Raw genomic sequence first — 11,810 nt, 5'->3', positions numbered from 1 at the left:
CCCGCACCTTCTACCGTAGAGAGGACCCTCGGCCTCGCAAGTTAACGATGACCACGAGTCTTATTTCAAAATGCGGTGTTTCCGGTTTACGATACGCCTGACGGTGCGCACGGCGCACCCTACGCATCCACCCGGTACTTCATTATAAAAATGAGGACGATACGGATTTTCATACATGGGTTCCTGCCTTCGCGGGAAAGACGGTAGAGAAGAGCGACACCCTTCGCTTACTCGTCTTCCCCGGCGGCCCGGAACAATAGATTCGTTTGTGCCGTTTTACAGCCCGACACTCTTCACCTTTTGTATCGCCAAGTGACCGGGGATCCATCTTGTCCCCTGGAGCGCCGCACTCCCGTGCGGCATGGGTAACGACGAACTAAAAAGTCGCACCGGAGTGCGGCGCTTCGGTTCGTTTTTCTCGATTTTTTAAAGGTCGCGGCCCAAACGATGACCAAGGCCTGAAAGCCCGTGTATGGATGCCCCTCACTCCGCCATTAAATGGCAAAAGATGTTGGTTTTCCAAACAAATGGTGCTCAAGCACACGGGGTGTCGCATGGCGGGACGTTATCTCCACCCAGGTAGATTGAGCTGAATAGTTACAATAAAACATACAAAAGGCGATGCCTCCGACGGGAAGGTGAGCCACCTTGAAGGCTGATTACGGCTGTGATTTATCTCTCAATCCCCAGGGTAAACCAAAGCGGCATTCATGTGTGACGCGTTTTTTTCTCTGAGACCTTAGCCAACGACATTATTAGAATTATTCAATCCCATGCCAATTGATATGCCACCCCCTCTTATTCGCATCTTCCGTGGTGGTATTTAGTCCATTTCTCTGAACATAAACTCTAAATCCTGTTGGTGTCGGATTATAAATCGACGTCCCACCACAAGTATCCCAGTGATCACAATCACCTCCTATGGAGGTAAAATACAATGGCGTGGTGGCGAAACCGCATATAGATGTATCAACGTCAACAAACAATCCCTTCCCATCCAAATAGGTCTTCCAATCCGTGTTTCCCTTTTCTGTCGAACCGCAACATACACGGGCCTGCTTTTCAAGGTTCAGATCTACGCTTTTTAAGCTAATCTGATGTTCCGTTTTCGGATCACACGTAAAACCAGTAGAATAGCGCATCTTTTGCCTCAGCTTAAAATCAAACGTCTTGCAGTCCTCAACAAGATCAAAAGCCCACTTATTCCAATCGCCCGACCCTTCCAAAAACAGAAAATTATCATGCCTTGTCATATAAATGCTCCCATGCCCGTTAAACTGATAATTTTTGTCTCCATTCACTTCGTGAAGTACCAGCCCAAATGAATTGACAAGGTAAGTTCGTCTTTCTGGATCTACTTCTGTCGGAGTGTCTCCGACACTCATATTACCAGTAATAACAACATGAAAAGGCGTAAAATTCCCCTGATCCTCGATTGTTAACAACCCTTGCCCATTTGCTAAATAGTCAGACATTATCGCGATCTCCTCTTTTCAAAAAATCCATAATAAATAACTATTGATACACGCAGAGCATATGAGTTGCTGCTTAAAGCCAAGCGTTAACTTTCTCAATTCTATCTATTTATGCCAAAACCGGAGCCATTCATCTCATACCAGCATACACGGCACTGTTGCGCTTTTTATGTTTCTACAAGCGCAAACAGTTCCCTAAACTTTTGACAATCCATCCTGCTCACATAACCATGGACCGGAAGGGTGATCATCTGTTGCGCCACTGCGTGTGCATTGAGGCAACAAGCGCAATGATCCTTCTGCGCCAATTCATCCAAACGGTCTAAAGACTCAGGGTAGGCTTGCATGACTCCCAATCCACGGGCCTCGCTCGCTTTTAACAACGCCCATCTCTGATCAGATTGTCTCACCAACAACGGGTACCTGAGTAATGGAATGGCGGTTTCAATAACTTTGAATTGATTCAAGAATTCACTACGTTTCAGCTCCTCTGTCCATCCGGCAGAATTACGTTTCCGGATGGAGGAGATCTTCTCGAGGGAGTCCTGCCACTCCCTGGAAACACCCGCCTGAAACGCCGATAATTTCTTGAGGGGAAAATGTCTCTCAAAATGGGTTTCACCAAGGTTGAGAAACGGGAGGGACTTTGGAAACCAAAAAAAGCGGGGGTCCATAAAAATCGAGAGGATGATGGACTGCAATGCGAGTCCAATGATCTCCGGGACACGGTACTCTCTGAATTGGCTTAACTCTTCTTTAAGAGCCGTGGCAATGTGGGTATTTGACGTCAAAACGATGCCCCCTTCCACGGTCGAAAAGGCTTTGCCTCGACCCAGACTGAAAAAACCGACATCACCCAGGGTTCCAAGGAACTGCCCCTTCACCTTTGCGCCCATGGACTGCGCGGCATCCTCAACAAGTTTTATGCCCGTTCCGGTAATCAATCGGCGCACCCGCGCTACATCGGACGGTAGACCAAAGAGGTGAGTGGGGATAAGAGAGAGAATACGTTCGGAGGTATCAGATTTTATGATCTCTTCTAACAAGGTATAATCAAAATCAAGGGTCTCAGGATCAATATCACAGAGTCGTACCCGAAGACCTGCCCGCATAATCGCAGAAGGAACAGAGTAGCATGTAAAGGCGGGCACCACCACTTCATCTCTATCCGGTTGAAGAGACTTCAATGCCTTTAGAATAAGATATAAAGCGGCCTTGCCGGAGGAGACAAGAAACACGTGTTCTATGGCGTGGTAGGCTTTCAATTCCTTACGAAACCGCTCGATCTCAGAGATCCCTCGAATCCAGCCCCTCAACCCATTGATGATACTTTTCATCGGCATAGGCGCTGCTGCCGGGGGCAATGTGCGTCCTATTCTCACAGACTGATCTGCCCCCTGACCATGGGGCCAAGCAGCGTCGTCACCGAGACGGGAAGTTTTTGCCAGTATTTAGCAGCCCTTCCGAATCGATCTTTGTCGCTGCGAATGGTTTTTCCCACAGACACGTTATTACACATCCATTGATACCAATGCAGGGGGCGAGGTTCTGCCCCCCATTGTTTTTTGAACCTGTATGTCCCTTCACCGGAAGTCGATCGTCCGAAATCAAATGTCGAATACCTATGATCACTGGCATATTCCAGCATGGCCCAATAAAGGAGCATATTCGGGCTTAAACGGCTGTATCGCCTTAAAGAGGAAGCCCAGGGATTTTGAAGCGTCTTGCCGTGGGGACAAACAATAGATGCTGCGACAGGCATCCCCCCTTTTTTAACAACCACAATCTTTGCGCGGCCTTTAAAGGCGTTCATCACGCCATGAAACAGGGCCTTTGCATGGACAGGGGAACCAAGATCCCTCATGTTCTCGGCAAACACGGTATAAAAAGTATCAATCAACTCCTCGTCTCCCATGTCAACCGTTAAGCCCTCTTTCATGGCTCGACGAATTTGACTTCGGAGCTTGGATTTGAATGAGGTCCACAACGATTCGGAAGAAGGGGGAAGTGCCAGCAGCATACGCTCTTTTTCTTTAAACACGGAAAGGGTATTCCCTCTATCCTCATGCCTCCCATCCGCCTGGTCATCTAAAGCAGCAATGGGCCTGACCTGACGAATCTCCAGACTCTTAACCCCGAGGGTTCGTCCAATATCAAGGGCTTTAAACATCAATGCCTCTTCAATCTCAGGGGTATCGGCCACAGCCCCACCCACATCAAAATAAGGCATTGAGATCAGCCTGTTACCAAAAATACGTGACCGCATATGAACCATTGGCAAAACGCCCACAATTTTTTTGAGTCCCTCCCCACCCCCAACGGCGACCAGGCGTATGCTGTCATGACCGTAAACGTCCCGAATCACATCACCCCACTCCGCCCTGACGTACAAAGAACCGCATTCATGGTGGGAGACGTAATGATTCCAGGCCTCTTTTTCTGAATCCTGATCCAGGTCTGTGGTCACTATCTGCATGGATGTTTTCCGAATCTTGAGAGCCTAAATGATGGCCCTTCTCAAAGATTAAAGGATTTGGGTTTTTTCTAAACAGGGGGTCACATTGTCGAGATATTCGGAGCATGTCAGAAAAGAGGTTTCCGGCAGGTGATTCATCAGAAAAGCCAACTTCCCAAGGGTTTTATTCAAATTGACATAGTGGCGGAACTTAAAACCGATGGAGGCCTGCGTGACGCGGGGTTGCCCAGGATCAATTTCCCATGGATGGATATAAAAAAGAAAAACCCTGCTCTGATCTACCTTCTTCTTCACACCGTAAGTATAAGCCCTTTCAGGGATCAACCGGAAGAAGCCCCCCCCACCCCAGGGAATCGTACGATTCCGAAACATCAGGTTGCTCACCGGAATCTCATACAGCCCCTCGGGCCATTCGAATATGCCTCTGGATGCCTTGGGTACATCCGCCATCGTTCCGTAACGCCCATGACCCGAAAACGAATTGTAACTGGAATCATAGTGATACCCACACCGTTTCAACATACCGATGAGCCTGGGCTCAATGGAAAAACTGGGCGCTCTGTACCCTTTGACCTGTTTTCCAAGGATGTCTTCAAGACACTTACGACTCGATGACAGGTCTTCGAACAACTCATTGTCCGAGCAGAGGGGCACCATGCGATGATTGTACCCATGAGATGCGACCTCATGGCCCCTGGCATGAATTTCAGAAACGAGGCGTGGATACCTTTCTGCCAGCCAGCCAAGGACAAAAAAGGTGGCTTTTATTTGATACACGCCACTTCGTGAGTCCAAAAAATCAAGCAGTGCCAGAGTATTATCAACAACCCGAAGTTCCCGCTGCCCCCAGGTTTCAAAGGGTATCCACTGTTTGAAATTTTCCACTTGAAACCAGTCTTCGACATCGACGGTAAGGAGAAACACGGTCTGGTCATCGCGAGAAGAGAACCCTTCTGTCATGATATTAACCCGGCAACTTAATATACAAAAAAGTAGATGAAAGAGATGTCAGCTTTATCGGGGTGATAACGCTCCTCGACATCCATGCATTTAACCGCCGGGTTAATATATCCCGACATAATTTAAAATGTTTCACGGTACCGGCTTTGTAAAAAAATTCAAGGTCAGGACAATGCTGTTTTCGTCGTACTCATACTCATCCATATTTGACCGCCTGGTATGGTAACTATAGTCAAGCCGCAGCGTGGCATGTCTCTTAAGCTGACGCTCGATCCCACCCATGATTTTGAACGTCACATCATTCCGATCGGATTGACCGGAATTCGTTTCCTGATAATCATCATCCCGCAACTCACAACCGCCATTGCCCTTCCATTTTCGAGACAGGCTGTACCACCCCGACACCTTGCCGGAAACATAGGTATCAAACCCCGGGTTATCGAAGTCGATATACTCCTCTTCATGACCGGTGGAGAAAGAGGCTGTGAGGGCACCTCTGCGCCAGCTCTTTGTAACATCGGCATTGCCGACGACAGAAAACTGACAGGTAATATCAGCCCCTTCCTGATCACGAATCAAAACCCCGGCACCGAGATCGTATTGCCCATTCTGAAACTCTTGGGCCATACCAATAAAAGGGTTGAAGGTGGAATAATTCGCCCGGGAGTCACCGGTGTACTTCGAAAAAGCCATTCTGCCGAAGACCCTCTTTTTCGGAGTCAGTGCATACTCAGAGCCAAGCGTTCCAGAGCCCAACTGATAGGATGTCGAGTCGTCATACCTCCCTTCGAGGTATCCAGCTTCCAGGGTCCCGGAGAAGTGACCCTGGAGACGTTTTCGTGCGTTGATACGTCCTCTAACCTCACGGCTGTCCTCGGACTCACTCTGACTGTCATAATCCAGGGATTCACCGGTCAGTGAGAAGCCGCATAATTCATCTCTGCCCGGAACCCAGGTCCCTGAAAAGGTTGAGGAGAGATTCGTGTATGGCAACCTTGTAGACCCTTGAAGATCCTGATCATCCGAGGTCCCTTCTTCGGTCCTCTCGAAGAGGGTGTTAAAAGAAAGGCCCGCATTTTTTGCGACATCTCCGGCAAGATCGACTTCAAACCGATGTCCCGCTGAATCATACTCCCGATGGGTCTCATACCAGGTGTAGCTGGGATGGTAGCTCAAGGCCGATCGAAAACGGGGCCATTGGGATTGAATGTCCACCCATGGAGAAACCTTGTACAGGATATCAGTCGTCTCGTGCGACTCTTCGAGATGAATATTGTCGTTGTATTCTGCACTCGATCGTACCCCCATCCGAACCTCGGCACAGGCAAGGGAACACGAAACCAGTCCAACGAAAATGAAGGACAGTAAAAAAAGAATCGAAGAAGCCGATCGTTTATCGAATATGAGCATAGCGTCAAGGCACCACAATGGTGTCATCTGCCTGAAGAATGATGTTGCCTTTAAAATCCTTTCCCGAAATGATATCGAGATAATTGACTTTAAGGACCTTATCGCCCCCCTCACTTCTTCTGAGCACAAAGAGCTCCTTTTTATTTGCCCACTCTGTAAATCCCCCGGCGATGGCAAAGGCCTGTAAGACCGTCAATTCTTTGGAGAGGGCATACTCGCCCGTCCGTGCAACTTCACCTAATATATAAAATCGCTGGCTTCGGGATTCCTTTAGAATCACGGTCACCACAGGATTATCAATATATTTTCGTAAAACGATTTCAAGATGGGACTTAAGTTGTCGGGTGGTTCTCCCGGCCGCCTGGATATCATTCACCAGGGGCACGGTGATCTTTCCGTCGAGACGGACTACGCTGTTTTCTAATGTAAAGTCAGGCTCTTTCCATACATTTATATCGAGGACATCGCCATACCCCATGATATAAGAGTCAACACTCTGCTTATCAACCGGTTCCACGGTCTTCGCATTCAGGTCACCTCGCCCGACCCACAAAATCAACGTCACCAGCGTAATGAGTACTCTCAGGAAAACTTTACGACAAGTCATAGCTCCGCCCTTTGGGTTACATGGCCCATATTTTTACGATTAATTTCAAGTTAAACAAACAAGACAAGTAAATGGGGCTACATATGCATTTTTTATATAAATTCAAGAATGATGCATCATAGCGCATACATGTTAAGGACTTTGCATCAATGGGGAATTCTGTTCTCGTTATACCGCCTTGTGCCAAGAAATGGACTCAACTCGTGAACGATCTCGGTTAACGTGCTCCCACCCCAAAAAGAACCGTCCGGATAGTTCGGAAAGCAATGACGATATCCATGAAGATACTCATATTCTTGATATAAAAAAGATCATAATTAAGCTTTTCTATGGCATCATCCACGGAGTCCCCGTATTCATAACGGACCTGGGCCCAGCCCGTCACACCGGGCCTTACGATATAACGCTCTGCGTAGTAGGGCACTTCAGCTTCAAGTTTTTTTACAAAATGCGCCCTCTCCGGCCTGGGGCCTACCAGACTCATATCGCCCTTCAAAACATTAAACAGTTGAGGAAGTTCATCGATCCGCCACGTCCTGATAAACTGACCGACCCGGGTGACGCGCTTATCATCTTTAGCGGCCCAAACGGGACCGCTCACGGCTTCAGCGTTATCAACCATAGACCGAAACTTATAGAGTTTATAAGGCCGATGGAGCAATCCCAACCTCTCCTGGCAAAAGAAAATGACACCTTTAGAATCTAATTTAATCACCATCGCCGTAACCATAATAATGGGGGAGAACACAATCAAAAGAAGTAAAGAGGCCAGAATATCCTCTATTCTTTTCAGAAAATTACGGATCCTGCTTTTTCTGAATCCATTTGAAAAAATAAGCCAGGTGGGGTTGATGGAGGAGACCAGAAATTTTCCAGTGAGCATTTCATAGAAGGTGTGCCCCTCAATCACATCAATACCGTTGACCCGACACATAAGAAGCTCATCCACAGGGAAATTCCCTCGTTTTTCATTCAAGGCGATGACAATCCGCTTTACACTATGGGCATTAGCGATTTGGGATAGATTTTCATACGAATCGATATGCGGAGCCTTCAGCGAATCAAACTCAGGAATATGATTTCGCGAAACAATCCCTTTCACACAATACCCGCAGTCAATTTCATGATCTATTTCCTGGCAGATATCCAAAGCAAGGTCACTATCGCCAAGAATAAATATGTTTTGACTCAACACCCCCGACTTCAGAAGAAAAACATAGACAAATCGCCAAGCCGTAAGAACCACAACGACGACAGGGATATAAACAAAAAAGAAACCGTTACTGATGATAGCCTGGCTGAAACTCATATAAAAAAAAGATAAGAATATAAGCGCCGCCCCAAAAGATTGAAACAACTTGATGGTAAGATCCATATAGCCCTTGGTGTCTTTAATACTGTAGACATTATTGCAGTAAAGACACAGGACGCTCACAATCACGATACATGCGGCCTTCATATGAAGACAGGGAGAATCAATTCCCGACGCATCACCAAAGACAATAAACGAGGAGAGGATAATACTCAAATAGAGAAGCAAGCTTTCCAGGCTGATCAAAAACAAATTGCGTATTGTATAATAACTTCTAAAAAGATTTATCATACCGACATCACGCCATATTTGAAATTATAAAGCGATTACAAAGTCCCATCTCCGACACATAACGGAGATGGCGATCCCATGGCTTTATGCGTACCCGAATATGAAAATGCTGTTCCGGATAATACGCTTTATTTTACCGAGTTCTGCCGTAAGCATAGTAATCTTTGTAACCATGCTGATTTCCGAAGGGGACATCATACCTGTTCAAAATAATGCCTATCACCTTGGATCGATCTATCTTATCCAACATGTCAGACACATATTTTTTCAAGGTTTTATCGTTTCTTAGAACAACGATAATACCATCTACATGCTTCGAGACAGCGATGGTTTCCGGGGCAAGGAGGGGTGGGGGAGAATCAATGATGACATATCGATCTGAATAACGCGATCGAACTTCAGACAACATCTGAGTCATGTTGGAAGAGGTAATCAACTCCGACGGGTTTTCTACACTGTTCCCGGCTGGAATCACGGACAATTTTTCAATTTTAGTCCGGTATATTATGTTCTCCAGGGGACAATCATTATTTAAGTACAAATCTAAGCCCGAAGACTCGGACGGCAAACCAAAGATTTTAGAGATAGAAGGACGCCTTAAATCGCTGTCAATCACAAGCACATAATTATCCATGCTCGAGGCCATCGTTGCTGCGATATTTGATGCGACAAAAGACTTTCCCTCACCGGGAACTGCGCTCGTCACAAGAATTGAGCGCATTTCCCGTCCATCCTCGGGAAACATAATGGATGTTTTGATAGAACGAAACTGCTCTGAAGAAAAACTGTGTGGAGACGAAACCGCGACAAGCGAAGCAAATCCAGACGCCGGCGAGGACTTCTGGGGTTTCTTTTCATTGGAAAATGCATTAGCTATTTCTTTTGACGGCAGGCGCACGTCAGCGGTAAGGCCCGATTCCGAATCCATCTTTTCCAGTGCTTTTGAAAAGTACCCCATGACATTAACCCTTAATGAAAGCAATACCAAGAAATGCACACAACAATGAGACTGTGATCACTCCTCCGGCAACCGAGGCAACACGTTTAAAAAAACGGCCCTTAACGGGTCCCGAAAAATCAATCACAGGCAAAGTCGCAATCACAGGTAAAGAGGTAAAGGATTCAACAGACTTGGTGCCTCTGAATGTTTGGAAAAAAAACTCGAGAAGAGCAATAATTCCGCACCCGACGCCAAGACCGGCCACCAAAACAAACGCGATTAATTTATTCATGTCAGGTTCAACAGGCTTTTGTGGAACTCGGGCAGGGTCGATCACCCTAAACTGCTCGCCCTTCTGCTTCTTCTCCATGTTTACCGCAATTTGAGCTTCCAGCTGTCGACCCAACAGTGAATGATAGGCTTGTCGGATATTATCATAATCCCGCTGCAAAGAGAGGAGCTCCTGTTCGCGTTTCGGGGTATCCTCAACTCTTTTTTTATAAACGGTAATTTGACCCAGAAGCTGCTGCTGTTCCTTTTCATTTGTCAAAATTTCATTCATGATACCACGATGCTGACGGTCAAGCGTGGTATCCGTTTTTTTCTTAACGGGCGTTTCGCCATTCGGGATTTCTGTCTCACGCTGTTCCAGCTGTTCAATGGTCGCTTGAAGTTGAAGGACGTCCGGGTGATATTTTGTATACCGCTTCAACCGACGACTTAACTCTTCTCGCAATTGCTCAAGATGAGTCTTCACCTCGTCAGGCGTATATTCATTTCCCAAACCCGGGTCCGTTGGTTTATTCATTCTCTGGAGAAGATTATCAAGCCTGTATTTTGAAGACCTGATGTCATCACGCACATGGGTAAGCCGTTCATTTAAAGAGTCAAGTATACGAAGGTTGCTGTCCAACTGTTCAGGCAACCCCCCCATATATCGCTCTCTGTACTCTTTTAACTTTGTTTCTGTCTCCACAAGTTTTCTTCTCATGGATTCCATTTCATCTTCAAGAAACGAATTGGTGCCCAGCACCTGGGTCTCTCTGAGCTTCATGTTTTCGTCGATGATATGCGTTGCAAGGGTACGGGTAATCTTAGCGACACGATTCGGATCGGTCCCTTTATATGAAACCGTGAAAGACTCTACATTTCGATTCTGCCCCTTCGTGATTGTAACGGAAATACGGCTGCGGAGAATGGCCACCATATCCTCCATGTACATTTCGGCAGACTGATCCGCAGAAAAAAGATGAAACTCATTGATAATTTTTTCAAGATTTGTTCGGCTCTGAATCCGCTGAGCCAAAGTAGTTACTCTGGTATTAATGTCTTCTGCGACGACATTTTTTACGACGTCTTCCGGTAATTTTTGGGGTTGTACAAGGATAACGGTTGTCGATTCATAGTACCTCTGTGAGAAAAGAACAAGATAAATCCCCACAAGCATTGCCACCGATAACGGTATAAATAATACCCAATACCATTTAACGATCATCCCGCTATAAAATTCAAGATCGGCCTTACCGCTTTTTGAACCGTCCATCGCCCCCCACTATGATATTAGTGCGATCGCTAGTATTTCTAAAACAAGGCCATTACATCTATACCTACCCACATATAGAGAGAGTCATACGATACACAGACCTGTCACATTAATCAAATCTAAAAACCATAATCATTTGTTATTTGGCATATATTTAAGGCTTGCTGTAAACATAATATTCATCTATCATAATAAAATGTCAATATAAATTTAACTGTACATTTCTCTACATTTCTCTACAAACAGCCATGGAACCAAAGGCAAACATTCTGGTCGTCGATGACAATACGATCATCCTTCTTGGCATGATGACGATGTATCTTTCGGGAAAACAGTATCATGTTATGCCGGCGAAAAGTGAGGTCGAGGGCCTGAAGCTGTTCAACTCACACGCCGACATCATCGACTTAATTAGAACCGATCTAATCATGCCGGATATCAGCGGCGCGGCGTTAATTTCGATTATCAAAAACAACACACCAAACCTCCCAAGCATCGCCATTTCAGGGTTTGGAGAACATCCTATCCCGGATATTTCACGAGTTGGGTGCGCTCATATGCAAGGCATCAGAGCTGAAGATGTAGTGGTTTACCTCAAAGCTCTGATAACGCCGCAGATGAGCGCACCCGGCTCGCCCGAAGGGTGAGAAAATCGAGTCCAAAACTGTGGGTTACATTTTGTATTTTTGAAATATCTGCATTTTTTACAACAACTAACTGTAATAGATAGTTATTGCATTGGCATGGTCGCTTTCTCATGAAATATTCGGGCTATCTCTCTGACTGAGGAGTTGAA

At 46.2% G+C, this 11,810-nt stretch carries 10 protein-coding genes; 1 reads left to right on the top strand and 9 read right to left on the bottom strand.

Annotation, left to right across the window (positions count from 1 at the left end; all coding sequences use genetic code 11):
* Nucleotides 1–761 precede the first annotated feature (761 nt).
* The 9 genes from Q1Q75_RS04040 to Q1Q75_RS04000 form a co-directional block, all read right to left on the bottom strand.
* The gene (locus Q1Q75_RS04040) at nucleotides 762–1,475 is read right to left on the bottom strand and encodes a hypothetical protein (protein ID WP_300667739.1); all 714 of its coding nucleotides are present in this window, start codon (nucleotides 1,473–1,475) and stop codon (nucleotides 762–764) included.
* Between the two features lie 167 nt (nucleotides 1,476–1,642).
* A complete protein-coding gene (locus tag Q1Q75_RS04035) occupies nucleotides 1,643–2,812 on the bottom strand; it encodes a DegT/DnrJ/EryC1/StrS family aminotransferase (RefSeq protein WP_300667738.1) in 1,170 nt (389 codons plus the stop codon).
* A 41-nt stretch (nucleotides 2,813–2,853) separates the two neighbouring features.
* The gene (locus tag Q1Q75_RS04030; RefSeq protein ID WP_300667737.1) at nucleotides 2,854–3,951 is read right to left on the bottom strand and encodes a FemAB family XrtA/PEP-CTERM system-associated protein; all 1,098 of its coding nucleotides are present in this window, start codon (nucleotides 3,949–3,951) and stop codon (nucleotides 2,854–2,856) included.
* Nucleotides 3,952–3,999: 48 nt separating this feature from the next.
* Nucleotides 4,000–4,911: a DUF3473 domain-containing protein gene (locus Q1Q75_RS04025; RefSeq protein ID WP_300667736.1), complete on the bottom strand. Its 912-nt coding sequence runs from the start codon at nucleotides 4,909–4,911 to the stop codon at nucleotides 4,000–4,002.
* 132 nt (nucleotides 4,912–5,043) lie between these two features.
* Nucleotides 5,044–6,219, bottom strand: coding sequence for an outer membrane beta-barrel protein (locus Q1Q75_RS04020; RefSeq protein ID WP_300667735.1), 1,176 nt, complete (start codon nucleotides 6,217–6,219; stop codon nucleotides 5,044–5,046).
* Between the two features lie 106 nt (nucleotides 6,220–6,325).
* Nucleotides 6,326–6,928, bottom strand: coding sequence for a polysaccharide biosynthesis/export family protein (locus Q1Q75_RS04015; protein ID WP_300667734.1), 603 nt, complete (start codon nucleotides 6,926–6,928; stop codon nucleotides 6,326–6,328).
* Nucleotides 6,929–7,145: 217 nt separating this feature from the next.
* Complete coding sequence (locus Q1Q75_RS04010) at nucleotides 7,146–8,531, bottom strand: TIGR03013 family XrtA/PEP-CTERM system glycosyltransferase (protein ID WP_300667733.1); 1,386 nt, start codon at nucleotides 8,529–8,531, stop codon at nucleotides 7,146–7,148.
* Nucleotides 8,532–8,664: 133 nt separating this feature from the next.
* On the bottom strand, nucleotides 8,665–9,489 hold the full coding sequence (locus Q1Q75_RS04005; RefSeq protein WP_300667731.1) for a polysaccharide biosynthesis tyrosine autokinase: 825 nt from the start codon (nucleotides 9,487–9,489) through the stop codon (nucleotides 8,665–8,667).
* 4 nt (nucleotides 9,490–9,493) lie between these two features.
* Nucleotides 9,494–11,014 carry a GNVR domain-containing protein gene (locus Q1Q75_RS04000; RefSeq protein WP_300667729.1) on the bottom strand — a complete coding sequence of 507 codons (1,521 nt, stop codon included), beginning with the start codon at nucleotides 11,012–11,014 and terminating at the stop codon, nucleotides 9,494–9,496.
* Between the two features lie 248 nt (nucleotides 11,015–11,262).
* Between Q1Q75_RS04000 and Q1Q75_RS03995 the strand changes: the two genes are divergently transcribed.
* On the top strand, nucleotides 11,263–11,661 hold the full coding sequence (locus Q1Q75_RS03995) for a response regulator (RefSeq protein WP_300667728.1): 399 nt from the start codon (nucleotides 11,263–11,265) through the stop codon (nucleotides 11,659–11,661).
* Nucleotides 11,662–11,810: the final 149 nt, after the last annotated feature.

This window comes from Desulfoluna sp., assembly GCF_030145185.1.
In the GTDB taxonomy this organism is placed as follows: Bacteria; Desulfobacterota; Desulfobacteria; order Desulfobacterales; family Desulfolunaceae; genus Desulfoluna.
The sequence above is the reverse complement of the archived record's forward strand: the minus strand, read 5'-3'. Positions and strand labels throughout refer to the sequence as shown.

Bases quoted from the DNA above. Each gene is read 5' to 3' on its own strand.
- Q1Q75_RS04010 (WP_300667733.1), bottom strand. From the start codon at position 8,531: ATGATAAATCTTTTTAGAAGTTATTATACAATACGCAATTTGTTTTTG.
- Q1Q75_RS04025 (WP_300667736.1), bottom strand. From the start codon at position 4,911: ATGACAGAAGGGTTCTCTTCTCGCGATGACCAGACCGTGTTTCTCCTT.
- Q1Q75_RS04005 (WP_300667731.1), bottom strand. From the start codon at position 9,489: ATGGGGTACTTTTCAAAAGCACTGGAAAAGATGGATTCGGAATCGGGC.
- Q1Q75_RS04040 (WP_300667739.1), bottom strand. From the start codon at position 1,475: ATGTCTGACTATTTAGCAAATGGGCAAGGGTTGTTAACAATCGAGGAT.
- Q1Q75_RS04000 (WP_300667729.1), bottom strand. From the start codon at position 11,014: ATGGACGGTTCAAAAAGCGGTAAGGCCGATCTTGAATTTTATAGCGGG.
- Q1Q75_RS04035 (WP_300667738.1), bottom strand. From the start codon at position 2,812: ATGAAAAGTATCATCAATGGGTTGAGGGGCTGGATTCGAGGGATCTCT.
- Q1Q75_RS04030 (WP_300667737.1), bottom strand. From the start codon at position 3,951: ATGCAGATAGTGACCACAGACCTGGATCAGGATTCAGAAAAAGAGGCC.
- Q1Q75_RS04020 (WP_300667735.1), bottom strand. From the start codon at position 6,219: ATGGGGGTACGATCGAGTGCAGAATACAACGACAATATTCATCTCGAA.
- Q1Q75_RS03995 (WP_300667728.1), top strand. From the start codon at position 11,263: ATGGAACCAAAGGCAAACATTCTGGTCGTCGATGACAATACGATCATC.
- Q1Q75_RS04015 (WP_300667734.1), bottom strand. From the start codon at position 6,928: ATGACTTGTCGTAAAGTTTTCCTGAGAGTACTCATTACGCTGGTGACG.